Raw genomic sequence first — 22,824 nt, 5'->3', positions numbered from 1 at the left:
ACCGTGTAGGAGCAACGGACGTGCCGTCGTCAAACGGGTGTCCGAACCTATCGCACCACCGCGACGGAAATCATCAACATCCCCATGGGCGCGCGTGGTACAGCCATTGCTGAACCGGTTTATTCATCAACGGAGGAGTCAACATGGCAGGCGATAACTCTTTCAAGCCGGGCGAGATCGTCAAAACGTCCGGCATCTATTCGGTCGTCCATGACGATGGCAAGGGGACTTTCGAAGTAACGTGCGTGGAGGGAGAGCATTTTCCCCCGACACGCAGCGGCAAAGGAGCTCACTACGAGCTCAAGTACGCAGCGACGCATTCGCACCGGCACGCTGAGCTGAAAGGCACCGAGCAGCGCGGCAGCTAGCGCTTCATGCCCACGGCGCGGCGCATTGCGGCGGTGATTCCCTGCCGCGTGCGCCAGTAGTCTTCCCATGGATCGAACTGCAGCGAACGCTGACGTTCGATCGCCTTGCGCATGGTCCATTCGTCGCCTCGGCCGACCCGCCGCAATTCGTCCCACGACACCGGCATCGAAACCGCCATTCCGGAACGCGCCCTGACCGAGAAAGGGGCAACGGTGCTCGCGCCGCGGCCATTGCGAAGATAGTCGATAAAGATTTTGTCGATGCGGTTTTTAGGACCAAGGACCGCCGAAAAGCGGTCCGGTACCACCCGCGACATGTGACGGGCAACCGCCTGCGAGAACCCCTTCGCTTCACTCCAGGCCTGTCGTCGCGTCAACGGCACGACGACGTGGAATCCTTTGCCTCCGCTGGTTTTTGGGAATGACCGCAGACCTATCTCGTCGAGTACCACCTTCAGCAGCTCGGCCGCTTCCAGCATTGCACTCCATGGCAGGTTCGGGTCGGGATCGAGGTCGAAGATGATCCTGTCGGGATGCTCGAGGTCCGGTGCCGCGGCGTTCCAGCAGTGCAGTTCGACAACGCCCATCTGGGCGAGACCGACCAGCGCCTCCGGTTTGTTGGCAACCAGCAGCGGCGGATGCCTCGGATGCAATTCCGGCGGCAGTTCTTCCACGCCGGGAATCTGGAACTTTTCGCTGTGTTTCTGGAAGAACAACTCGCCTTTAATTCCGTTTGGCGCGCGAACCAACGCCAACGGCCGATTATGCAGATGCGGCAACGCCCATTCGGATATCGCAGCGTAGTACTCGACCATGTCGCGCTTGGTGTGCCCGGTCACCTCATCCATGACCCGCTCCGGGTTGGATATCCGGATGCCGCCGATCGTCACCGCACCTTTCGGCCCTGGACGCTGGCGAGTCGAACCCGCATCGGCCTCGAGCGGTTCGTCCGACTCGACGGCGATCATCGGTTCTTCGGTGATCGAGCCAGCGGCCTTGTCTTCCCGGATCGCGTGAAAAACCGGATGTCGGACTTCGCCCGCGGGCGTCCATTCGAGGAACGAACACTCGACGACGAGCACCGGCTCCAACCAGAGGTAGTCGCGGTTTTTTTCCGGTTTGGGAGGGTTGTAGAACGCTGTTTTACTAGCGGTGACCGTGCCGGCACGCCGCAGGAAAGCGTTCGTGGCGCGACTGGACAGGTATGGCTTGACGTTGCCCGCGTAGCGCAGCGACCCATCCTGTTCGTACACGCCGAGCAGCAGGGAATGAACACCTGAGCGCGCACCTTTTGTCCGCGTGAAGCCGCCGACCACGAATTCCTGGCGCAAATTGCATTTGAGCTTGATCCACTCGGTAGACCGTCCGGAGCGGTATGGCGCATCGCCGCGCTTGCCGATGATCCCTTCGAGCTTCATGCGGCAAGCTGAAGCGACCAGCGACACCGGGTCTTTCGCGAAGTCTTCCGACAATCGCAACACATCGGCGTCCGTTTCATGCATCAATGCGCGAAGAAGCTTGCGACGCGCACGCAACGGGTGTTCACGCAGATCGGTGCCGTTCAGCCAGAGGATATCGAAGACGAACAGGACGATGTCCGCGGTGCTGCGCCGGTCGAAGGCATTCTGAAGCGCATTGAAGTCGGGGCGACCCTCCGCGTCCAACACGACCACCTCGCCGTCGAGCCACACCTCCTCGACTGGCAAAGCCGTGAGTGCGTCGGTCAGACTGGGCAAACGCGAAGTCCAATCATGTCCGTTGCGGGTAAAGATCTGGACGGTGCCACGCTCGATCCGGACCATCATCCGATAGCCGTCGAACTTGATTTCGTAGGACCAGTCGCCGCCCGCCGGTGCGCGATCGACCAGCGTAGCGAGCTGTGGCTCGATCAGAACGGGGAACGTCCCTGGCTCACCCACAGGAGCATGGGCGCGACGGGTCCGCGAGGAGTTCCACCGGCTGCTCATGTCATGGACCCACCTATTCGGCTTCGTTAGCGACGGTCAATTCGATCGGCATCGCCACATCGATCTGCGCCGCCTTGCCTGCCGGTCGGCCAACCAGCCTCTTCACCTCCCGCGGCAACGAGCATCTTTTCGAAGCAGCACGCATCGCACTGTTCTATATAGGAACCGTACCGTTGAACGGCCCTGAAGCCGTTGCGCTCATAAAATCGGATCGCGCGCCGGTTCACCGCGCGAGTCTCGAGGACCAGCCTTTTATAACCGGCTGCCGCCGCGTTGACTTCAAGCTGCTGCAGAATCACTTTGCCGACACCTGAATAATGCGGCCTGCTGTAGATTCTCTTGAGTTCCGCCGTGCGCGAGTCGAAATGCCAGAATGCGCCGCACCCAACCGGTTCACCGGCAAGGGTGCGGGCAACAAAAAACCGTCCGTGCGATGAGTGAAAATCGGCGAGACAAAACCTCGACTGCCCGCCATCGCCTGAAAATACCGCCAGCGTGGCGCTGAGTTCATCAAGCAGGATTTGTCCATCAAGCGAGGCAGGGTCCTCGCGGCGGACAGTTATGGCAATGCATGACTGAGTCATTGGTCCTCCGTTGGCGCGGCTTCGGCTTCAGCCTGTTTTCGTTGCATCAGTGGTCATTCCTTGAACCCCCATGCGTCCGCCGTCGGGATGCAAAGATGCGACTGACAGAACGAGTACACGAGTAAGCAGCTCATCGGACATCGCCTCGCTGTGCCTGTTTACTGCGCACCTGATGCAGCCGTGTCCGACGCGCCTTTAGCGTGTGAGCCTTTCTGTGGGAGTCGGGTCGGCGAGCTCGCCGTCGAACCTTTCGACATGGATGTCGAACCACTGGTCGCGCCTGTGTTCGGCGCACTGATTCCCGCACCACCCTGGCCCGCTCCGTTGGCTCCTCCCGCCACGCCAGCACCAGCGCTCGTCCCGCCGCCTCCACCGCCTCCACCGCCCTGCCCATAGGCCGCGCCGACCGACGCTAGCGCCAATGCAACACATACGGTTGCTGTCTTCGTTGCTTTCATGATTGCCTCCCTTCAGTGACCGCAAACTCGCGGCAACGACGTGGGACGAAACTGCGCTATACCCGGTGGGGTGCCAGATTTCGCACGCCGGCATTTCCCGAAGCGCAACGACTATGCCAGACACGCGTCATGAGTAGCCGCACCTCAGGTGCTGCCCAACCGGAAGCTCCCATCGACGCCCACCGCGCGGTCAGTATGGCGTCCTTGACGCGAGGTTGACGACGATATGGAAACATTGACCGCGTGGGGCGCCCTCTGCGCCGCCGACGGGTTTGAAGTAAGACGCGCTCGCGACGGCCGATCGGCACCACGAATATTTATCGACTTTCAGTTGATGTGGTTGTCGCCGACTGACGGATGTCAGCCTTGGCCCGGCTCAGTGTCTAAGATGAACCATTGTCCTCAAACGCGGGCCCAAGAGACTTAAGAAGTTTTGCAAGCCTTGCTCGCTGCTCCGGAGCCAGCCCCGGTGTCGCGCTTACCTGTTCAAGCCGCGCACGCCAGTAGGTCCGGCCGAATAGCGAGTTTGCGCCATCGGCTGACAGGATCCGTTCGAGATGGGTTATCGCCGCTTCGGCAGTATGTGGGGTATAAGGACTCGTCCTTTCCGCAGGCCCTTTCCTGAATGTTTTTGTTTTCATCCATCTTTCTCTTGTGCTAGCCGACTGAGTCCGGTCATACCTCGGCTCTCTCGTCGAGACCGATTCTCTCAACCAACTCATGACGGTGCTCTCCGTTGTTATCTTTAGACGCTCGTCGCGTTTCCACGCGCGACGGTGCAATCACATTCGCCGATGCGTTTGATGCCACCATTCATGATGATTCAGATGTCGTAGCATTCTTGACCGCGACCGCTCACGCCGATAGTGGCCAACCACCATGAGCGCGGCGATGCCAAGGGAGGAGCCTCCGATAATGAGGCCCATGCAGGTTTCACTCATGACTTATTCCCTTGATGGAAGCGCGAGGGTATGCGTGAGCCGGCTCACTTAACCGGGTTTGAAAATGGTCGATCCATTTCCGTTTGCCTGCAAACGACATTAACTCACGGCGTGTGAATACCGCTCACACTCGCAGACGAGCTGTCGGCAGCCGCGTTGCCGACGGTTGCAGGATGCGATCGATGAGCTCGATGCGCTTCCACCGCCAAGCACACTCAGCCGGAAACGACGCTGGCTGGCCAGCCGGCCGACGCAGCCCAGGCTGCGATCGACTGTTCAGTGTCCTGGCCTTCCTTCAATAGCCATTCGTAAAAGCTTTCCGTCACAGGGTTCATGTGGCTCGCGCACGCAAAGTACTTCCGGTACCGCGCTGCGCGCGGACCAAAAGGAACGCATAATCGGTTCGAAACGATCTCGTCGATGGCGAGAAAAAGCGGCACCAGGGCGATGCCTAGCCCCTCGGCGGCCGCGTGCAACGCAAAGTACATCTGTTCGAACTTCAGTTGGCCGATTGGCTTCAGACCTGGCACACCGGCCTCATCAAGCCATTCCTCCCATGGGTACGGCTCCGTCACATAGTGGATGAGCGTGTGGCCCGCGAGGTCACCGGGTTCGCGCAGACATCCTCCCTCAAGCAGATCACAGTGGCAAAGCGGCACGATCACCTCGGTCATGAACGGCAATGACACGCAGCCCTGGATCGGCTCGCACGCACCGCGAATCGCAATATCGTAGGCATTTTCATGGAAATTGACCGGTGCGATCGACGTCGTGAAGCGGATCTCGACGTCGGGCCGCCTGCGCTGGAAACTCGAGATGCGCGCAATGAGCCAGCGCATCGTAAAAGTGGGTGGCGCATTGATGGTTAGCGCGCTGGGTACCACCTGGTCCACGAGATGCATCGACGCGACGGCAAGGCGGTCTAGCACCGCGGTCGCCTCGGCGAGATAGCACCGGCCTGCTTCTGTCAGCACCAGCTGCGAGGCAGTGCGCATGAATAGCGGCACGCCGAGCCATTCCTCCAGCGACGCAACCTGTCGGCTGACGGCGCCATGGGTCACGTTTAGCTCCGTGGCGGCCCTCGTAAAGCTCACATGCCTGCCCGCTGCTTCGAAGGCTCTCACAGCGTTGAGCGGAGGGAGTTTTCTTGTCATCTCGGGAAGTCGCCGATTTAGCGTCGCTAACGATCCTTGCCGCGGGTGCGCAACGAGCATTCCCGCGCAGCCTGTAGCGGAAGCGAACCGGCAGATCGAGGCCGATAGAAGTTCCGAGGCTTAAACGGAGAGGTTTTCTGCGCTTGAGAGGTCGAAGCCGCCGGCCGCGATGAATGAACCGGAGGGTCATTCGTCGGATCAAATCCATGAATGGAAGGGCCTGCCACTCGGCAATCCCGGAGCACTGCGATCGCTGGCTGATTTCGTTCGCCTGGCGTTGATTTGCCTGCGCCACCCGGCGGGGAACGGGAATTGCTGCCATGAAGGCGTCATGCGTGCACCTGAGACGAACTGCCCCCGATGGAAGGAGGACACATCATGTTGTATTACGCCCTTGTATTTTTCATCATTGCGATCATTGCCGCAGCGTTCGGCTTTGGCGGCATCGCCGCAGGCGCAGCCAGCATCGCAAAAATACTTTTCGTCATATTCGTCGTGATTTTCCTTGTTACGCTCGTGATGGGCCTCATGCGGCGGTGACACACGAGTCGTTGCAAACGCGGGCGCCGCCAGGTGCGGCGCCTGCGAGCTTGTCTGTCGCACGCATACGTTTTGATCACGTCCGTATGGGTCGCAACACGGCGAGTTATCCCGTTGCCGATCGACTTCAATTCGCAACTGCCAGCGTCATGGCGCTTGCCAACGCCTTTGGCGAGTGGACGCCCGACAGCTAGTAGCGCGTGTTGAACACGAAATGCGGCACACCGCTCGCCTGCGTGTCGCCGAACGAGCTTCGCTGGCCGGGGAGGTCCGCGGCACGCTTTGACGCCGCCTGGTGTGCCGTCAGACTCGTGTACTCGAGGCCGCATTCGAGGCTAAGACGCGCGAGAACCTCGGCACGTCTCGCCGCAACAGCTTGCGCACTCCCAAGACGATCGCGATAGAACGCCTGGTACGGCAAACCCTCGACAGGTATCCCGGGCAGCAACTGGTGAGAACGCCACTGCACCGATACTCCCACATTGGGCCGCGAGCTTGCGAAACGCGACACCGCCGCATCCATTTCGATCTCGAGGACGGATCGCTCGCCACTTTCATCGCAGGGTTGCCCATTCAGGGTTTGGTCAGACGTGTCATCGCGGAGTATCCTCGCAACCGGCCTGCACCAGCAGGCCGCTGCGTGTGAAAGACAAAATCCTTTCGTATGGTTTGCCAGACTCGTTAGTACCGCGCATCTCCGATAATGCCGGCTCGCTTCATCTGCATACCCAGTACTCAGGAATACCACGGCTCTACCGTGGTGGTGCCAGAGCGTGAGGGGCGATCGAACGTCCATTCGTGCCCTCGCCGTTATCACACCAGCGAACCACTTGTTGCCGACTTCGGTGTGTGAGTCGATTGCGCGGTCACCGACGACATCTGTTCGCAGTACACGTGTTATCGCCGCGGGCAGTTCGACCCTCAACAGATCTTCGCAGCTCTCCAAAACGGACACTCAGAGACTCGGTGTATGTGGCTTCACATTAGAGTATCGGTCGTGACACTGCAGTGCGCGACCAATGGCCGGCCGTGTCTCGCACAACGTTGCAGACCTGCATCTGGCGCAAAGACACTCAGCAGCCCAAGGTCGGTGCCCTGGCAAGTCTGCTTCAGGAAATCCAACGAAAATGAATAAAGGCGTTTCGGACAATTTCGATAAGGCCGACCATTGTCACTAATCAGTTCTCGCTACAGATCGTCGGCGATCTGGATGTGGGCATCGACTTGCGCAATTTGGCCGATTGTCCCCTGACGCTATTGGCAGAGCGGTAGTCAGCACTCAGCTCGCGGACCCCGCTTCCATAAGCTTGCTGACGACCTGCTTAAAGCTTGGCAGCAGAAGCCTGTTCGCATAGCCGCTGAGGTGATCGCCATCGAAGACGAGCGGCCGGCCGTCGGCGGTGTGCGTTGAGCAGACCGAATCTGGGCACAGTGGTGGCAACGGGTCCCATACGCTAACTTCAGGGACCGCCTGCACGATGTGAGCATACGATTCGAGCACCGGCGCCCGCAAGGCTTCCAGATCCTCACGCGCGATGCTGTCGCCGCCGGAACAGATCGGATTGTCGCGATTGAACCAGTCCGAGCATCGGAACGGCTGGCTCCGAAACTCGGGTGTGGGTCCCTCCAGGATGACCTTCGCCCCTTTGGCTGCCAGTTTCTGCAAGATTGGAATGGCCTCTCGCACGCCGTCTACCCGGCTTTTCACGGCCTCTGGACCAAACATGTAGTCCCGGGCGCTCGAGTCGTCGAAGCGGGCCCACTCGTCGGAGAAACGTGGCAGTCGCAGCGAAGGCAGGAAGATCACGTCACCTGGCCTTACCTGTGCCTCGATTTGAGCGAGTGCCGCATCTGTCTCCGGCGCACAGCTCTCCACCTCATCCTGTTTGCGCGGCAGCAAAACCATGAACGGACAGCCGCCATTGTTGTACGCGAAGACCTTCACGCCAGTATCCCGGGCGAATTCGCGCAACATCCTGTTGTAGGCCATCGCATGCGAATCGCCGATCACGTACAGGCGCCCGCGATAGGTCGCCGGAAGCGAACATCCCGCACGTGAATACGTCCATAAGCGCCCCCCGTTGAGCTTGGTCCTATCCCACGTGTCCAGACATCCGTCAGTGCTGGCCTCAAGGGGGCGGCTCGGATACCAGTCGTCGGCACGTTGTGACACCACGCTCAGCGACAGATTCAGCTGGGCTACCTGAATGCCTGCCCACAACAGCGCTCCGCACATCAACGCAGCTACGCCCGCACCTACGACAGCGGGACGCCGCATGCCTTTGAGGACCGCCGAGCGCCGCACCGGATTCTCGACGTAGTACCAGGACGCTGTCGCCAGTGCGAAGGTCAGTACGGCCGCAAGCACCCGCCAGACTGGCGCATCGAGCCCCGTCGTCCACCGCAGCAGCACGATCACAGGCCAGTGCCAGAGATAAAGCGAATATGAGATCTTGCCGACGAAAGTCACCGCTGGTGAAATGAGCAGCTTGTGCAGCCAATCCCGCGGCTCTCTTCCGTGCAGCGCATACAGTACGCCAAGCGTGCCGGCAACCGGCAGCAGCGCACCCGGAAAAGGAAGCTGCTGCGGGCGCAAGCCGTTGAAACCGGCCGCAAGCAGCACCAGCGAACCGCCGAGCAACGCCATCGAAACCAGCGTCCCATTGCGGTCGATCACGCCGAGCGGGCGCTTCGCGAGCGCGAGCAACTGGTATAGCAGGATACCGGATGCCAATTCCCAAAAACGCCCTGGAATCAGGTAAAAGTCGATCCCTTCATTCCGTCTCGAAAGCCACCATGCGCTCAACACGGACAGAGCGAACCCGCCGGCGAACAGAACAACGCAAAGCGATTTTCTCGGACGTTTGCTCACCCACATGAAGAAAAGCAACGGAAAGATCAGGTAAAACTGCTCTTCTACCCCAAGCGACCAGGTATGCAGGTATGGGTTGAATTCGGCGCGTGGTGAAAAATAGTCATCACCGATGAACGCGAGCACCAGATTGCTCAACCCAAAGAAAGCAAAGAAGCCGGTGTATTTGTTGGTATCGCTCAGCCATGCGTTTGGAATGAACAGTGCTGAAAACAAGCCGGTCACCAGCAGGCACACCACCAGCGCTGGCACGATCCGCTGCACTCGACGCGAATAGAAATAGAACACGAAGCGCGAAAATTGCATCGATTCGAGATTTCCAATCGTGCCGCGTAAAACTGCTGCTTGTCGACTCCGGACGCGCGCAATAGTGTTCGAGGTCCTCGTGGATCGGCAAGCGCGTTGCTCCCCGTTGCAGTTCTAAAGTTCATAGCAGTGATGCCGATAAACGGTTTGCCGGTTCCTGATTTCCCGGGATGGTCATTATTCAAAGGCGCTGGGCGTCGACGCTCTCAATCCACAGATACAGAATCATGAAGACCAAAGCACTTTCAAAGTTCTTACTCGCCGCGGGGTTTGTCGTCACAACACTGCTCACCGGTTGCGCTTCGCTTCCGAAAACCGACCTTGCCGCCAGCAATCGACAAAAGCTCCATACGATCGCCATGTTGGACGTCAAGGAACCGCGCGGAGAGAGCGTGGTGAACTTCGGTGGCGCTGCCGGAGCATTTGGACTGATTGGTGGATTGGTGCAAGCAGGGGTCAACGCCAATCATACGAGTACGTACACGCAGCGTGTCGCGAGCGAAAAAATCGTTTTCGCTCCCGTTGTTGACAATGGGCTTACAGAGCGACTTTCCAATGCCGGCTATCAGATCGTTGCGTTGCATGGCCAGAGCGTCAAGCTCGCAAGCGATGGCAAGTCAGACGACTTCTCAGATATCAAGACCGACGCGGATGCCATCCTGAATGTATGGATTACTTCGTTTGGCTATGCATCCCCACCGAATACGAGCGACTTCATTCCGTGGGTCGTTATCCGTGCGCGCCTGCTCGATTCGAAGTCCATGCAGGACATGTACTTTAAGACATTCGCTTGCGGCTGGGACATCAAGGCCAATTCGATTCATATCGAAGCAGACGCCAAATATCGTTTTGGCAGCTTCGGCACGCTGACCGACCAGTTCGACCAGTCGGTAGCAGGCCTCAAGGATTGCGAACAGGCGGTCGTCGCAGCAATCGGGCAGGATTTGACGAAGACGCAGTAAGCGGTTGATAGCCGAAGACGCCTGCCCAACCGCAATCAATGCGGCAGGCACTCGGTTTGGAACCAATAGTCGACCAGGCGCTGGGCCGCTTGCAGATCATCCGGATAGTACGGGTCGTCATTCCACGGCGACGGGTCGTAACCGGCTTTCCTCAGAGCCGCGAGTTCATTCTGGTGCTGTGCCAAGGTCGGAGGCGCGTTGGTTTTGAGCGCCGCCAGATCGCGGCACTCTGCCGGGCTGAGATGCCGCCCGGTATATGGCGTGCCGCCGACGACACAGCCAGCGAGCAAAAGCACCGCGGCAGGAAGTGTCAATCGTGTTTTAAGCGACTTGGTCATAGTGCGTGGACTTCCCTTCGATTGCATGATAGTACGTCGTCGCCAAGTGCGACCGCATGAAACCCCTGATTTACGTCGGACTGGCCCGTCTTCAACTCCCCGTTGAACGTGGTCTTGAATGACACCTTATCGTCGCCCGCGAGAGCAGGCGGGGAACCGGCTGTCGCCGAGGTGTTCAGCGCGCTGCTCAGGCTGGGTACGCATTGCGCGCTGAAACAGCCGGCGAGTAAGCCTTGTGCGAATCGAACTTTTCCGCCAGCAGTTGCAAGATCGAAGTATGGTCGAGGTCGCCCGAAAACACGCCGCCCGCCGACACGTAGGGCGACACGGGAATCGCGGGAACGCGTAGCCCTGTCGTTTCGAAAGCGAAGCCAGCGACGTTACAGGGAAGGCGAAGCGGCGAAACGTGGTCAAAAAAACCGCCATGCTCGCACCGTCTTCGGATTCTTGCTGATGAAGTCCTGCGTCGCGAATAGGCTGGACTCGGGGTAATCGGAGCCGAACACCTTGACGTTGCCCTCGGCCGTGCGCATGTTCTCGAGCGGCTTGAGGCTGCCGTCCTTCGTCAGGATCGTGGCGCTCGGATCGTTGACGATCAGCGCATCGAATTGCCCTGCCCGCACCGCCGCGACTGCGCCCGCCGCCTGGCCCACATCGATGATCGCAACGTCCGTCGGCTGCAGCCCCGCCTTATGCAGAATGTAGTTGACCGCCATGTGCGTGCTCGAACCCGGCGCGCTCACGCCGATACGCATGCCCTTCAGGTCTTTCGCCGACTTGACTTCGCCCTGGCGCTTCTGGGACACGCCGAAGATCCGGCCCGGACAGATCTTGTCGCAAAGCGTCCGCGGACCAGCCGTCGCCTGGTCTGGTTGCATTGCTTCGTCGCGCTCCATCAATGTGGTTGATGCAGATGTGCGAGCATCATGCCCGAGGCCAGACGGGTTGGACGTGGTCTTTTGGCAAGGCACCATCACCGATCGCGATGACGCAGATCTCTTCGATCGACTCTCCGAATTCAGAGTCGATGAATGTGAAGACCTCCATCGATATGCAAAGCGTCTCCGGTGCTAAACGGCAAACAGCCCAACGCCAACGACGCGACGGCCTTGCCGATCTCGTCCACTGTCCCCCATCGCGCGATTGGCGAAAATCCTCGTCGAATCTTCTCGTCGTAGTCGGCCTGTGCGACTTCCGTCATTCTGGTTCGAAAGATTCACGGCCGTACCTCGTACACCGGTACGCCAAGCTCGCCGAGTCCGGCGGCGAAAAGTTTCGTTACCGTGGTCAATGCCTACTTCGAGATGCAGTACTCCGCTCTGTTGGGAGCGATCAGAAATGCGTCGCCGAGGAGATATTGATGATCGAACGGGCGTGTCCCCCGACATCGGCGCTCCCGACTAAACGGCGCGCCAGCCGTTGCGGCAGAAAGAATGTGCCACGCATTCGATCGAGGGAAATCCCTTATTCAGCGAAAGTCGATCCCGCACGTATCCGGCTCGACCTGAAATCTGATGGGAGTATTCGATCCTGTCATGACCGGGAGGTATGTCACGCGGGCCGCAGAAAGGCTTGAGATTACGCAGTCGTCCGTCAGCGATGCTCTGAATCGACTGCGCGAGCCATTTGAGGATGAGCTATTTGAGAAGTCCGCCAGTTGTAGCCATGATGGCCGTCGCCCGGCTTATCGAAGCAGGTTGTCAACGAAGAGACGCGACCCAGAATCCAAAGTCATTCAACCAGGCCACCGTGAACTTCCTTGACGACAGCTAGCTAGCTAGTCGCGATTTGCCTGCAACACCGTGAGCGCGGCCATATTGATGATTCGACGAACCGTCGAACTGGACGTCAGTATGTTGACGGGCGCGTTGACGCCGAGCAGGAACGGCCCCACGGCGACATTACTTCCTGCCTCGGTCTTCAGCAGGTTATACGCAATATTTGCCGAGTCGACATTCGGACAGACCAGCAGATTGGCCGCGCCCTTCAGTCGCGACGTGGGCAAAACACGCTGACGCAGCGCTTCATCCAGCGCGCAATCTCCGTGCATTTCGCCGTCGATCTCGAGGTCGGGTGCCTTTTCGCTGACGAGTGCGAGTACTTTGCGCATCTTCTCGCCCGACGCGGAACTGCCCGAGCCAAAGTTCGAACGCGATAACAACGCAACTTTGGGCGACAGATTCAACCATGCCATTTGCGCTGAGGCCGCAATGGTGAACTCCGCGATCTGTTCGGCAGTCGGGTTGTCGTTGACGTGTGTATCGACGAGTGCCAGCGTGCGCTTGTCGAGCAGCAGGATATTCATGGCCGCATAAGTTTGTGCGTCGGGTTTCCTGCCGATCACTTCGTCGATGAAGCGCAGATGCTTGTGATAAGCACCGACGGTGCCACATATCATCCCGTCCGCGTCGCCCAGTCGTACCATCATGGCGCCGATCAGCGTCAGGCGGCGGCGCATTTCAACCCGCGCCATTTCCTTCGTGATCCCATCGCGGCACCGCAGTTCCCAATACGTCGTCCAGTATTGATGAAAGCGTTCGTCGTTTTCTGGATTCGTGACCTCGACGTCCTCGCCCAGCTTCAGCCGCAGCCCGAATTTCTCTATTCTCGACAGCAGCACTTCCGGCCGGCCGACAAGAATCGGCCGCGCCAGCTTCTCGTCGACGATCACCTGAACCGCCCTCAGAACACGCTCCTCCTCGCCCTCGGTGAAGACAATGCGCGAGTTTCCACCCTCGCGCACGAATTGCTTCGCGGCCGAGAACAGCGGTTTCATGAACGCGCCGGAGTGATAGACGAACTGCTGAAGCTGATCCGCGTAAGCGTCGAAATCGGCAATCGGGCGCGTAGCCACGCCGTCCTCCATCGCGGCCTTTGCGACCGCGGGTGCGATGCGCACGATAAGCCGCGAATCGAACGGCTTTGGAATCAGATACTGCGGCCCGAAGGAAAGATCGTACGCACCATAGGCGGCGGCGACGGAGTCGTTCGGTTCCTCTTGCGCGAGGCCGGCAATCGCTTGAACGGCGGCCACTTCCATGTTCCGCGTGATGGTGGTCGCACCAACGTCGAGCGCACCGCGGAACACATAGGGAAAGCACAGGACATTGTTGACCTGATTCGGATAGTCCGAACGGCCCGTCGCGATCACCGCGTCATCACGGGCCTCGCGCACTTTCTCGGGAAAGATCTCCGGCGTCGGATTGGCGAGCGCGAGAATCAGCGGACGCGGCCCCATCTGCTTCACCATCTCCGCGGTCAGCACGCCACCCACCGAAAGACCAAGGAACACGTCGGCGCCTTCGATGACATCGGACAGCAGCCGCGCCGACGTGGCCTGTGCAAAGCGCGCCTTGTCGGGGTCCATCGCTGCCTTGCGTCCTTGATAGACCACACCTTCGATGTCGGTCACCCAGACGTTTTCGCGCGGCAGCCCGAGATCGACCATCAGTTCGAGACACGCGAGCGCCGCGGCACCTGCGCCTGAAGTGACGACCTTCACCTTCGAGATGTCCTTGCCCACCACTTTCAGACCGTTGAGAAACGCAGCGGACACGGTGATCGCAGTACCGTGCTGGTCGTCATGGAAAACGGGAATCTTCATACGGTCGCGCAGCTTTTGCTCGACGATAAAGCAATCGGGCGCCTTGATGTCCTCCAGATTGATCCCGCCAAATGTTGCTTCGAGACTCGCGATAATATCCACGAGCTTGTTGGGATCGCTCTCGGTAATTTCGATGTCGAAGACGTCAATGCCCGCGAACTTCTTGAACAGGACCGCCTTGCCCTCCATCACCGGCTTGGACGCAAGCGCACCGATGTTGCCGAGACCCAGCACCGCCGAGCCGTTCGTGATCACGCCGACCAGGTTCCCTCGGCTCGTGTAGCGAAACGACTCGCGCGGGTCCGCCGCGATTTCCTCGCATGCGACGGCGACGCCGGGCGTATAGGCGAGTGCGAGATCCCGCTGCGTGACGAGCGGTTTGCTTGCGCTCACCGATATCTTCCCCCGCGTAGGAAACTCGTGATACTGCAGGGCTGCCTCGCGTTCGGTCCTGTCCATTTGTGCCGTGCTCCTATGTGTGCGCCGGGCCCATCCCGGCTGATCGTCATGAAACACATTCTAGGAACGAGGCATGCGAGGTTTATTTTGTTTTATTATCGGGGCATCACCTTTTGGTTATGTCTGGATTCGCCCTATCGTGTCATTCAACACGGACGAAGTGATAAGGCGCTTGAGTGCACGCCTGAAAATGCGCCATCTCATGTTGCTGCTGCAAATACGGCAACATGGCTCTCTCACACGCGTAGCCGAGCACATGGCGAGCAGCCAGCCTGCCATCACGAATGCGCTCGCTGAACTGGAAGATATGTTCGGTGGTTCGCTGTTCGAGCGTTCGTCACGCGGCATGATTCCGACCGCGCTCGGCACGACCGTCCTCTCACGCGCTGAGTCGATGCTGCACGATCTCGACCACCTCGCATCCGATGTCGGCGCGCTGATCTCCGGTCACGCGACGCGGTTTCACATCGGCGTGATTTCCTTCATTTCAGGAAAGACTCTGGCGGCGGCAATCCGTCATACGCAGTCGCAGATTACGCAGCGGCTCACTTTTTCCATCCACGAAGGCACGAGCGAAGGGCTAATGTCCCAATTGCGCGACCATACACTCGACATTGTGATCGGACGTGCATCGTCGAGCGTCGATCTCGATGATCTTCATTTCGAAGTGATTCATCAGCAAAAACCCCGTTTGATCGCTTCCCGGCGCCTCGCTGCCAGACTCTCACGCAGCGCAATGAACTGGCGAAAACTCGCCGAACTCGACTGGATTCTCGGTGCATCGCAAACCCCGATGCGCGACCAGATATCCGATCTGTTCCTGCACGCCGGCGTCACACCGCCCTTTCCTGTTGTCGAAAGCCTATCGCCGCGGCTGATTGGCGAGACGGTCGCATTGAACGAGAACGCCGTGTCCATCATGCCGGCAGACATCGCGGAAGAACTCGTACGGATTGCGGGCGTGGCGATTGTCCCCTATGCGTTCGACTGGACCTTGCCACCCGTTGCGCTGTTCACCCGCCCGGGTATTCCGCGCGACATAGACACGATTTTCGCTGCATCATTGCGTGCGCAATATCAGACCAAGGTAGTGAGCGACCCAGCGTCGCTCGGGTAACGTTGGTCGCAAGTCGCTGCTCGACAAACGTGACCGGTTTCTATTGCGCCCGCATGGTCGTATGCCTAAACCTCCGGAACGAACCATATGAAACTCGACGAAAGTGCAAAAGCAGCCGGACTGACCCCGACCGCTGAACTGCTGCAGGACGCCGGGCAACGTGCGCTCGCTTATGTTCAGTCTGTGCATGACAGGCCGGTCAACGTTTCTACTCAGGCATTGCAAGGCCTGAATGACTTCCGGCACACATTGCCAGACGCCGGGCTGGATGCACGTGAAGTCTTGCGCCGCCTCGACGAGGCTGGGTCCCCCGCTACCGTCGCGACAACGGGCGGACGGTACTTCGGTTTGGTGATCGGCGGCGCGCTGCCCGCAACCATCGCAGCGAACTGGCTCGCGACTGCCTGGGATCAAAACGCGTGCTTTCGATGGACTTCGCCGATCGCGGCAACGCTCGAAGACGTTGCGCTACGCTGGATCGGCGATCTGTTCGGCTTGCCGGACGACGTCGGAGGAGCCTTCGTTACGGGTGCGTCGATGGCCAACTTTGCGGCGCTGGCAGCAGCACGCCACTCCCTGCTATCCCGCCTGGGCTGGGACGTGGAGGCGAAGGGACTCTACGGCGCTCCGGAACTCCGTGTAGTCGTCAGTAAAGAGACTCACGTGACCGTTTCCAAGGCGTTGTCGATGTTAGGACTCGGACGCGAGCGGGTCATCGTAGTGCCAACAGATCACCAGGGCCGGATGCGAGTCAGCGAACTTCCGGAACTGGATGAGCAAACGATCGTGTGCATCCAGGCTGGCAACGTCAATACCGGCGATTTCGATCCGGCGCGCGAGATATGCCGCCTCGCGAAGAAAGCCGGTGCCTGGGTCCATGTTGATGGTGCATTCGGGCTATGGGCGCTTGCAAATCGTCAGTTCGACAGTCTGACGGATGGCGTGGCCGAAGCCGACTCCTGGGCGACGGATGGGCATAAATGGCTCAACGTACCGTATGACAATGGCATCGTTCTAGTGCGCAGAGCCGCCACTCTGCGTGCGGCAATGTCGTTGAATGCCGCGTACCTGGCAGAGGGCGACGCGACTGAGCGGGAACCGTCGCACTACACGCCGGAATCCTCGAGACGAGCGCGCGGTGTGGATATCTGGGCCGCGCTTCTTAACCTGGGCAAAGATGGCGTTGCGGGGCTAGTCGAACGTACCTGCCGGTATGCCCGAATTTTTGCCCAAGGTCTCGAGGCCAGTGGCTTTGAAATCCTGAATCGTGTCGTACTCAACCAGGTGCTCGTCTCATTTGGTACGCCGGAGGTGACGCGCGCCGTGATCAACCGTCTTCAGGCCGAGGGCATTTGCTGGTGTGGCGGCACAGTATGGCAGGGCCGCGTCGCCATGCGAATCAGTGTCTCCAGTTGGGCCACCACTGACGCGGATGTGCAAACGAGCCTTCGGGCAATGATTCGCGCCGCGCAAGCCTGCGTGCCGTGACGAAACGCGAACCACCGTAGAGCGTGCATGCTCATACAGATGAGCTTTGCAAATCTTCATTGACTTTTCTGGACTGCGCGGTTTATAAATTGAGCATGCGTAACGTAAACTCCATCACCGACCGGCAGCGAGGACGTCCCCGCGAGTTCGACGTCGACCACACTATCGAGCGTGCAATGCAGGTCTTCTGGACGCTCGGCTATCAAGGCACGTCTTTGCCGGACCTGATGCAAGCGACCGGGCTCTCCCGAGGGAGTCTGTACGCAGCCTTTGGCGACAAACACGGTCTTTTCCTGCTCGCCCTCGATCACTACATCGTGCAGGCGCTCAAACGTCTCGACTTTGAGCTTGCCTCAGGGCAGAAAGCTCTGGCGGGGCTAAAGGCGTGTATGGACGGCTACGTCGAGCGTACCAATGGTGCTGCCGGCAAGCGCGGCTGCCTGGTTGTGGCTACAGCGATGGAATTGGCGGCGCATGATCACGAGGTTTCGAACCGGATCGCCTATTTCTTTAGGGCGATGGAGGCCCGGTTGGTCAAAGCGTTGAAGCACGCCCAGAAGGAAGGCGATCTGGGCAGGAACGTTAGCCCCGAGGCGGCGGCTCACGTGCTGGTTTGCTTTCTCGAAGGGCTTCGTGTCGTTCGCAAGACAGGAATCGAATCTGACAGGGCAAGGGATGCCGTGCAGACACTGATCAGCAGTCTGGCACGTTGACTGCTGACGATGAGGCGCGACGCATTTCCCGCGTCTATTTATGGACTGATTGGTTTAGTTATCAATGGAAGCTATTCATATAGCAGCGGCGCTGCTTGTTCCTTTGCTGTGGGGATTTCAGTTTGTCGTCGTAAAAGCGGGGCTCACGGTGCTGCCACCGCTCTTCTTCGCGGGCCTGCGATTTGCCGTGATTGCCGCGATTCTTATTCCGTTCGTGGCACGAATTCGGGGCCCGGAGATTTGGCCGATCTTCCTGATTTCCTGTTTCATGGGAGGGGTGAATTTCGCGTGTTCATTCATAGGATTGACGCAATCGCCGGCGGGAATCGCCGGGATTGCCAATCAGCTTTGGACGCCCTTTACCCTGATGCTTGCCTGGCCAATGCTTGGAGAGAGGCCCTCTGCCCGAATGGTGATCGGCGTCGGCTTCGCGCTATGCGGTGTGGTCCTGTCAATCGCCGATCCGGGGTTGAAGGTCTCGACCATTCCGACTCTATTCGTGATCGCGTCTGCCTTCGGGTTGGCGATGGGCAACGTACTCGCAAAGAAATTCGGCCCTTTCGATCCTGTGATGCTCTTCGCCTGGGTATCGCTCTTCACGGCATTCCAGCTTCTTGGACTTTCGATGATCGTGGAAGGTGGGCAGATCGACGCGCTTCAGAGGGCGTCAAGTTCAGAGTGGCTGGCTTTCGCCTTTACCGTGATGCTCGGCGGAATCGTCGCATTTACGATCTGGTTCTGGCTTATAGCCCGATTCTCGATGGCTCGGGTTGCCCCCTACGCGTTGCTTCAATCATTCTTCGCGATTGGCGCTGGCGTCGCCTTCAGGCATGAACCCATTACCCCTACGCTGATTTTGGGCGCCATTATCTGCGTTTTCGGAGTCGCGCTCAGCCAGTGGCCGATCTCCACCAAGCCGCGTACCGGAGACAGGGCGCAGTGAATCGCTCACAAGGAAACAGAAGGAACAATCGTCATGGCGAAATTCGTGCTAGTTCATGGTGCTTTTCAGGGCGGCTGGGTGTACGCAAGAGTCGCCCGCCACCTTCGCGAGGCCGGACATGATGTCTACACTCCCACGCTGACCGGCCTCGGCGAACGCTCTCACCTGGCCGACCGGGCGATCAACCTGGACACTCACATTCAGGACATTGTTAACGTCTTCAAGTACGAGGACATCACCGACGCAATCTTGTGCGGTCACTCGTATGGCGGCCTCGTCATAACTGGTGTAGCGCATGAAATCGGGGAGCGCATCCGCAGGCTTTTCTATCTCGATGCCTACGCGCCAGCCGATGGGCAGTCACTTGTCGATATTACCGGCGCCGAGACCGCGCTGGCTTTCCTCACGCAGGCGGGCCAATCCGGCGGAATGATTCCGCCTATTCCAGCAGCCCTATTCAATGTAAATGAAGCAGACGCCGCCTGGGTCGACAGGATGTCGGTGCCGCAGCCGCTGGCCACGTTCGTTCAAGGCGTCCGCGCAGGAGTGGATTCGGCACCCGTTGCTAACCGCACCTATGTATTCGCGAGCGATAACGGAGGCGATTGGTTTGTCGAGACGTATGCCCGATTGAAGGACGCCCCCCGATGGAAGGTCCACGATATTCCGTGTGGTCACTCCATCATGCTGGATCGTCCGGCGGACCTGGCTGCGCTACTGCTGGCGGAAGCGACGCATTGAGGTCTCGCGGTTCAGATTGCCCCAACGTCTTAAGGACGGCGCTATCGCCGGCGAAACATGAACCCGGTACCCGCATCGAGCAGTCAACTTTCCGAATCGCCACACACGGATAAGCCAACCCGCTATATGTTGTTTACCGGTGCGAGTCGCGGAATCGGACATGCGACCGTAAAACTGTTCCAGAAGCATAGCTGGAAGGTTTTCACTATTTCGCGGCAACCCATCTCCGAAGACTGCAAGTGGCCGGCCGCGCGGGATTCGCATATCCAGGCAGACCTTGCCAATTCCGGACCCATCCACTCACGCAACCGGTTTCCTGCGACGAGGTTGAGGTTGAGGTTGAGGTTGAGGCCATGCCGACAGCGCAATATCAGCCAGTCGCTTCAATATTGCCCTGCATGCCCCGTCGCAGGCTTGCGCCGACATGCCTTGCACGACCGCCTCGTAAAAGCGGGCGAGAGCTTCAGTGTCGGTCTCCGGGGCAAGCTCACCCTCGGCGACGGCACGGTCAAAGCGTGCCTTGACGGCCTGGAACCAGGACTCCCGCCGCTCGGCGACCGCCCGTGCGACGGATTCGCTCTTTTCGGCATATTGAAGAACAGCCGTCGAAATCATGCAGCCGCGCGGCCTTCCGGGGTCGGTAAAGCGTGCCGCGGCGTCGTGCAGGTAGAACGCTATCGCATCGTAGGCGGGCATGTCTCCTTGCAGCGCTTCCAGCCACTTCCCGTTCTCACGCTTGCTAATGTGGTCGACCGCCTGTCTATAAAGCTCCTCCTTTGAGCCGAACGTTGCGTAGAGGGACGGCGGCGGAATACCCATGGCCTCGGTCAGATCGGCTATCGAGGTGCCCTCGTATCCATGCTCCCAGAACAGCCGCGCGGCGACATCAAGCCCCACGTCGCGCTCCAGCAACCTCGGTCTGCCACGTTTTCGGGCGGGGTGACTCATTTTGTAGCGATTCCTATAAAAAACATTGACAGCGTGTTTTCAGCGTTATTAATATAACGATCACTATTCAATTCGAAAAGGAATGAATGATGTCTGGAAAACTTTCAGGTAAAACGGCCATCATAACGGGAAGCTCGCGGGGTATCGGCCGTGCTGTGGCGCTGGCCTTCGCGCGAGAAGGAGCCGCGCTCATCGGCGTGCATTACGGCAGCAACGCGGATGCTGCTCACGCCACCGTTCGCGAGATCGAGGCCCTCGGAGCAAAAGCCGTCGCCATCAAAGCGGACTTGAGCCGCGGGAAACAAGCAACGGACAGTATCTGGGAGCAGTTCAAGGCAGCCGCGATTGCCGCCACCGGTGAGCCTCGGCTTGACATTCTGGTCAACAACGCCGGCATTGCACCGGGGATTCCCTTGTCTGAAACCAGTGAGGCGACCTTCGACGAGGTGCTGACGGTCAACTTCAAGGCACCGTTCTTTCTGATCCAGGCCGTTTCCGATCACATTCGCGACAATGGACGAATCATCAACGTTTCGACGGGCTTTACGCGTGTCGCCGCTCCAACGCATCCCGCGTACGCCGCATCGAAAGGTGCCGTTGAGACCCTGACGCTGGCGCTTGCCCCTGAGTTCGGGCGTCGCGGCATCACGGTCAATACGGTCATGCCGGGCGTGACGGACACGGACATGAATGCGGAGTGGCTCACCGTACCGGAGGCGCGCGCCGGCGCGGAGGCGATGTCGGTATTCTCGCGAGTAGGTCGAGCTGACGACGTCGCTGACGTCATCACCTTCCTGGCTTCGAATGACGCACGCTGGACTACGGGACAGGTGATCGACGCGACAGGCGGCGCCCGGCTCTAAGCATTGCGCCCGGTAAATCCACCGAGCGCACTAGTTCCAACTGCTGTGCTCCAATCGGTGCCATCTGCTGCTTCGTTTTCATCGCCGCGAGATCAACAATGGCATCAACGTGGTCCGGGATCTCCAGTGTACGACTTCAACGACCGGACCATGTTGGGCATGCTGCATTGATCCCGGGATTAAGCACCCCGAAGTGCAGAGCTTGCGGCGACTTCGCAGCGCGCGGCAAGTACGACCCCGGCGGTTCGCTGCCGGGGTCTCCTTTTCAAGCCACATCGCTGAGGTCTGCGAGCCCCGCTCTCGCGTCCGGGTCTACCGCGATCCCGGCGTCTCCGACGCGAGCCGCCACGTGAGATTCCCGCGAGCACGCATCTCGCATCTCGCGTGGAAATAGTCCGTGAAATAGATGCGAGGTCGTGCAAGCAGGCTGCCGAGGAACTTTCGTTCCTGCAAGTCATACGCGAGGTCGTCGAGGTCGGAGCGCTCTCTGCGCACGCGCACTCCTTCCGCCAGAAACCGGGATCTCGCGGCGCCTAGCACAGCGAGGTCGATGTCGCACGTAAAGCGTTCATCGAGTTCTTCCGGCGCGCCGATATGACGGGTAGCGAGGACCATTTCGCAGATGCGCTGACACATCGCAATGCGATCGCCGGCCGAGCGTCGAAGCCAGTCCGCGCTGCGCTGTTCGTTGTCGCTTGCGCCTGGAACATAGATGATGTCGTGGCACCACAGCGCAAGTTCCACGAGATCAGGATGCGGAATCGCGCTGCGCGCCACATCGAAATAGCGCAGACAGCGGCGAACGTGACGCAGCGTGTGATAGTGACGAATGGGTTCGCCGTAACGTTGCGCGAGGTCGGCATAGACCGCCTCAGCGCGTGCGCCGCCGCAGCGCGTCCACAACTCGACGAAGCGTTCCTGCAAGTGGGTCATCTCTGCTCCTTCGCGCACTTCGGCTCACTACGACTGCCAGACGCTTTAGTCAGCAGGCTGCTCAGAGAAACTCCGCGCGAATGTCGATGCTGGAGCGTCGACAGATATCCGCGTAGTGCCGCGCGAGTTTCGCCTCTTGCTTCCATCGCGACGTGCTCGGCACGGATACGCTCGGCAAGATGATGGGGCGTGTAGTTGACCGGTGCAGGCGGTGGTTGCTGGACGGAGCTCGCCGGCTCCGGCGTTTCGCTGAGCGGCGCCCCGCACTTGCTACAGAATCGGGCGGTTGCGGCGGACCCGCGCCCGCAACGGGGACACACGCACGTCAGCATGGTCACGCAGGCTTCGCAGACCCTGGCCCTGCTGAGATTATCGAATCCGCAGTTTGTGCAGCGCATACAACCTCGCCGCGGCACGACCAGTAGGAATTCATTATGCGCCGGATGCACCACGGTAGCAGTCCGGCTATTCACCTGGTATTTCGGCCGCCGAATCCCCGGAAAGCTATACTCCCGAAAAGTATTG

At 59.4% G+C, this 22,824-nt stretch carries 23 protein-coding genes; 10 read left to right on the top strand and 13 right to left on the bottom strand.

Going from position 1 to position 22,824, the window contains the following annotated elements:
• The first annotated feature begins 143 nt into the window (after window positions 1–143).
• Window positions 144–368, top strand: a complete 225-nt coding sequence (locus tag QFZ94_RS39635) for a hypothetical protein (RefSeq protein WP_368581456.1) — start codon at window positions 144–146, stop codon at window positions 366–368.
• Here QFZ94_RS39635 and ligD read toward each other — a convergent pair.
• The 3 genes from ligD to QFZ94_RS39620 form a co-directional block, all read right to left on the bottom strand.
• Entirely contained in the window at window positions 365–2,335 is a 1,971-nt protein-coding gene (gene ligD / locus QFZ94_RS39630; RefSeq protein ID WP_429463385.1) for a DNA ligase D, read from the bottom strand. The two genes, QFZ94_RS39635 and ligD, sit on opposite strands and share 4 nt — an antisense overlap.
• A gap of 26 nt (window positions 2,336–2,361) precedes the next feature.
• Entirely contained in the window at window positions 2,362–2,919 is a 558-nt protein-coding gene (locus QFZ94_RS39625) for a GNAT family N-acetyltransferase (protein WP_429463383.1), read from the bottom strand.
• A gap of 1,614 nt (window positions 2,920–4,533) precedes the next feature.
• Window positions 4,534–5,532: a LysR substrate-binding domain-containing protein gene (locus tag QFZ94_RS39620; RefSeq protein ID WP_429463381.1), complete on the bottom strand. Its 999-nt coding sequence runs from the start codon at window positions 5,530–5,532 to the stop codon at window positions 4,534–4,536.
• 318 nt (window positions 5,533–5,850) lie between these two features.
• Here QFZ94_RS39620 and QFZ94_RS39615 point away from each other — a divergent pair, with 318 nt between their 5' ends.
• The gene (locus QFZ94_RS39615; protein WP_176122082.1) at window positions 5,851–6,012 is read left to right on the top strand and encodes a DUF1328 family protein; all 162 of its coding nucleotides are present in this window, start codon (window positions 5,851–5,853) and stop codon (window positions 6,010–6,012) included.
• Window positions 6,013–6,202: 190 nt separating this feature from the next.
• On the opposite strand, the gene QFZ94_RS39610 is transcribed toward QFZ94_RS39615, so the two are convergent.
• On the bottom strand, window positions 6,203–6,481 hold the full coding sequence (locus tag QFZ94_RS39610) for a hypothetical protein (protein WP_429463379.1): 279 nt from the start codon (window positions 6,479–6,481) through the stop codon (window positions 6,203–6,205).
• Between the two features lie 810 nt (window positions 6,482–7,291).
• Complete coding sequence (locus tag QFZ94_RS39605) at window positions 7,292–9,190, bottom strand: acyltransferase family protein (RefSeq protein ID WP_429463377.1); 1,899 nt, start codon at window positions 9,188–9,190, stop codon at window positions 7,292–7,294.
• A gap of 227 nt (window positions 9,191–9,417) precedes the next feature.
• Between QFZ94_RS39605 and QFZ94_RS39600 the strand changes: the two genes are divergently transcribed.
• Window positions 9,418–10,152 carry a hypothetical protein gene (locus QFZ94_RS39600; protein ID WP_410848372.1) on the top strand — a complete coding sequence of 245 codons (735 nt, stop codon included), beginning with the start codon at window positions 9,418–9,420 and terminating at the stop codon, window positions 10,150–10,152.
• A 35-nt stretch (window positions 10,153–10,187) separates the two neighbouring features.
• On the opposite strand, the gene QFZ94_RS39595 is transcribed toward QFZ94_RS39600, so the two are convergent.
• The 4 genes from QFZ94_RS39595 to QFZ94_RS39580 form a co-directional block, all read right to left on the bottom strand.
• A complete protein-coding gene (locus QFZ94_RS39595; RefSeq protein ID WP_429463375.1) occupies window positions 10,188–10,490 on the bottom strand; it encodes a DUF4148 domain-containing protein in 303 nt (100 codons plus the stop codon).
• Window positions 10,491–10,677: 187 nt separating this feature from the next.
• Entirely contained in the window at window positions 10,678–10,935 is a 258-nt protein-coding gene (locus QFZ94_RS39590; RefSeq protein WP_368581685.1) for an alkaline phosphatase family protein, read from the bottom strand.
• Window positions 10,901–11,296: an ABC transporter substrate-binding protein gene (locus tag QFZ94_RS39585; protein ID WP_429463373.1), complete on the bottom strand. Its 396-nt coding sequence runs from the start codon at window positions 11,294–11,296 to the stop codon at window positions 10,901–10,903. The genes QFZ94_RS39590 and QFZ94_RS39585 overlap by 35 nt, the downstream gene beginning before the upstream one ends.
• Before the next feature lie 212 nt (window positions 11,297–11,508).
• Window positions 11,509–11,691: a hypothetical protein gene (locus tag QFZ94_RS39580; RefSeq protein ID WP_429463371.1), complete on the bottom strand. Its 183-nt coding sequence runs from the start codon at window positions 11,689–11,691 to the stop codon at window positions 11,509–11,511.
• Window positions 11,692–12,004: 313 nt separating this feature from the next.
• Here QFZ94_RS39580 and QFZ94_RS39575 point away from each other — a divergent pair, with 313 nt between their 5' ends.
• Window positions 12,005–12,253: a LysR family transcriptional regulator gene (locus tag QFZ94_RS39575; protein ID WP_429463369.1), complete on the top strand. Its 249-nt coding sequence runs from the start codon at window positions 12,005–12,007 to the stop codon at window positions 12,251–12,253.
• 14 nt (window positions 12,254–12,267) lie between these two features.
• On the opposite strand, the gene QFZ94_RS39570 is transcribed toward QFZ94_RS39575, so the two are convergent.
• Window positions 12,268–14,553 (bottom strand): NADP-dependent malic enzyme, encoded by a 2,286-nt coding sequence (locus QFZ94_RS39570; RefSeq protein WP_368581446.1) that lies wholly within the window; start codon window positions 14,551–14,553, stop codon window positions 12,268–12,270.
• Between the two features lie 190 nt (window positions 14,554–14,743).
• Here QFZ94_RS39570 and QFZ94_RS39565 point away from each other — a divergent pair, with 190 nt between their 5' ends.
• From QFZ94_RS39565 to QFZ94_RS39545, 5 genes are all read left to right on the top strand, one after another.
• Complete coding sequence (locus tag QFZ94_RS39565; RefSeq protein ID WP_429463687.1) at window positions 14,744–15,670, top strand: LysR family transcriptional regulator; 927 nt, start codon at window positions 14,744–14,746, stop codon at window positions 15,668–15,670.
• Between the two features lie 87 nt (window positions 15,671–15,757).
• Complete coding sequence (locus QFZ94_RS39560; protein WP_429463367.1) at window positions 15,758–17,158, top strand: pyridoxal phosphate-dependent decarboxylase family protein; 1,401 nt, start codon at window positions 15,758–15,760, stop codon at window positions 17,156–17,158.
• Window positions 17,159–17,253: 95 nt separating this feature from the next.
• Window positions 17,254–17,871 (top strand): TetR/AcrR family transcriptional regulator, encoded by a 618-nt coding sequence (locus QFZ94_RS39555; RefSeq protein WP_410842392.1) that lies wholly within the window; start codon window positions 17,254–17,256, stop codon window positions 17,869–17,871.
• Between the two features lie 64 nt (window positions 17,872–17,935).
• A complete protein-coding gene (locus QFZ94_RS39550) occupies window positions 17,936–18,814 on the top strand; it encodes a DMT family transporter (protein WP_429463365.1) in 879 nt (292 codons plus the stop codon).
• Between the two features lie 33 nt (window positions 18,815–18,847).
• A complete protein-coding gene (locus QFZ94_RS39545; RefSeq protein ID WP_429463363.1) occupies window positions 18,848–19,555 on the top strand; it encodes an alpha/beta fold hydrolase in 708 nt (235 codons plus the stop codon).
• A gap of 300 nt (window positions 19,556–19,855) precedes the next feature.
• Here the strand turns inward: QFZ94_RS39545 and QFZ94_RS39540 are convergent, their stop codons facing one another.
• A complete protein-coding gene (locus tag QFZ94_RS39540) occupies window positions 19,856–20,467 on the bottom strand; it encodes a TetR/AcrR family transcriptional regulator (protein WP_429463361.1) in 612 nt (203 codons plus the stop codon).
• A 125-nt stretch (window positions 20,468–20,592) separates the two neighbouring features.
• On the opposite strand from QFZ94_RS39540, the gene QFZ94_RS39535 reads away from it, so the two are divergent.
• Entirely contained in the window at window positions 20,593–21,366 is a 774-nt protein-coding gene (locus QFZ94_RS39535; RefSeq protein ID WP_429463359.1) for an SDR family oxidoreductase, read from the top strand.
• Window positions 21,367–21,678: 312 nt separating this feature from the next.
• Here QFZ94_RS39535 and QFZ94_RS39530 read toward each other — a convergent pair whose 3' ends face one another.
• Both QFZ94_RS39530 and QFZ94_RS39525 read right to left on the bottom strand, forming a co-directional pair.
• Entirely contained in the window at window positions 21,679–22,299 is a 621-nt protein-coding gene (locus QFZ94_RS39530) for an HD domain-containing protein (RefSeq protein WP_410848362.1), read from the bottom strand.
• Window positions 22,296–22,697, bottom strand: coding sequence for a zinc ribbon domain-containing protein (locus QFZ94_RS39525; protein WP_368581438.1), 402 nt, complete (start codon window positions 22,695–22,697; stop codon window positions 22,296–22,298). The genes QFZ94_RS39530 and QFZ94_RS39525 overlap by 4 nt, the downstream gene beginning before the upstream one ends.
• Window positions 22,698–22,824: the final 127 nt, after the last annotated feature.

This window comes from Paraburkholderia sp. JPY465, from assembly GCF_050436725.1.
Taxonomy (GTDB): Bacteria; Pseudomonadota; Gammaproteobacteria; order Burkholderiales; family Burkholderiaceae; genus Paraburkholderia; species Paraburkholderia youngii.
The sequence above is the reverse complement of the archived record's forward strand: the minus strand, read 5'-3'. Positions and strand labels throughout refer to the sequence as shown.

What these genes read in the sequence shown, in the direction of transcription:
- QFZ94_RS39615 (WP_176122082.1), top strand. Translation starts at nt 5,851, where the DNA reads ATGTTGTATTACGCCCTTGTATTTTTCATCATTGCGATCATTGCCGCA.
- QFZ94_RS39620 (WP_429463381.1), bottom strand. Translation starts at nt 5,532, where the DNA reads ATGCTCGTTGCGCACCCGCGGCAAGGATCGTTAGCGACGCTAAATCGG.
- QFZ94_RS39545 (WP_429463363.1), top strand. Translation starts at nt 18,848, where the DNA reads ATGGCGAAATTCGTGCTAGTTCATGGTGCTTTTCAGGGCGGCTGGGTG.
- QFZ94_RS39560 (WP_429463367.1), top strand. Translation starts at nt 15,758, where the DNA reads ATGAAACTCGACGAAAGTGCAAAAGCAGCCGGACTGACCCCGACCGCT.
- QFZ94_RS39550 (WP_429463365.1), top strand. Translation starts at nt 17,936, where the DNA reads ATGGAAGCTATTCATATAGCAGCGGCGCTGCTTGTTCCTTTGCTGTGG.
- QFZ94_RS39530 (WP_410848362.1), bottom strand. Translation starts at nt 22,299, where the DNA reads ATGACCCACTTGCAGGAACGCTTCGTCGAGTTGTGGACGCGCTGCGGC.
- QFZ94_RS39635 (WP_368581456.1), top strand. Translation starts at nt 144, where the DNA reads ATGGCAGGCGATAACTCTTTCAAGCCGGGCGAGATCGTCAAAACGTCC.
- ligD (WP_429463385.1), bottom strand. Translation starts at nt 2,335, where the DNA reads ATGAGCAGCCGGTGGAACTCCTCGCGGACCCGTCGCGCCCATGCTCCT.
- QFZ94_RS39595 (WP_429463375.1), bottom strand. Translation starts at nt 10,490, where the DNA reads ATGACCAAGTCGCTTAAAACACGATTGACACTTCCTGCCGCGGTGCTT.
- QFZ94_RS39570 (WP_368581446.1), bottom strand. Translation starts at nt 14,553, where the DNA reads ATGGACAGGACCGAACGCGAGGCAGCCCTGCAGTATCACGAGTTTCCT.
- QFZ94_RS39535 (WP_429463359.1), top strand. Translation starts at nt 20,593, where the DNA reads ATGTCTGGAAAACTTTCAGGTAAAACGGCCATCATAACGGGAAGCTCG.
- QFZ94_RS39580 (WP_429463371.1), bottom strand. Translation starts at nt 11,691, where the DNA reads ATGACGGAAGTCGCACAGGCCGACTACGACGAGAAGATTCGACGAGGA.
- QFZ94_RS39575 (WP_429463369.1), top strand. Translation starts at nt 12,005, where the DNA reads ATGGGAGTATTCGATCCTGTCATGACCGGGAGGTATGTCACGCGGGCC.
- QFZ94_RS39525 (WP_368581438.1), bottom strand. Translation starts at nt 22,697, where the DNA reads ATGCGCTGCACAAACTGCGGATTCGATAATCTCAGCAGGGCCAGGGTC.
- QFZ94_RS39625 (WP_429463383.1), bottom strand. Translation starts at nt 2,919, where the DNA reads ATGACTCAGTCATGCATTGCCATAACTGTCCGCCGCGAGGACCCTGCC.
- QFZ94_RS39605 (WP_429463377.1), bottom strand. Translation starts at nt 9,190, where the DNA reads ATGCAATTTTCGCGCTTCGTGTTCTATTTCTATTCGCGTCGAGTGCAG.
- QFZ94_RS39565 (WP_429463687.1), top strand. Translation starts at nt 14,744, where the DNA reads ATGCGCCATCTCATGTTGCTGCTGCAAATACGGCAACATGGCTCTCTC.
- QFZ94_RS39600 (WP_410848372.1), top strand. Translation starts at nt 9,418, where the DNA reads ATGAAGACCAAAGCACTTTCAAAGTTCTTACTCGCCGCGGGGTTTGTC.
- QFZ94_RS39555 (WP_410842392.1), top strand. Translation starts at nt 17,254, where the DNA reads ATGCGTAACGTAAACTCCATCACCGACCGGCAGCGAGGACGTCCCCGC.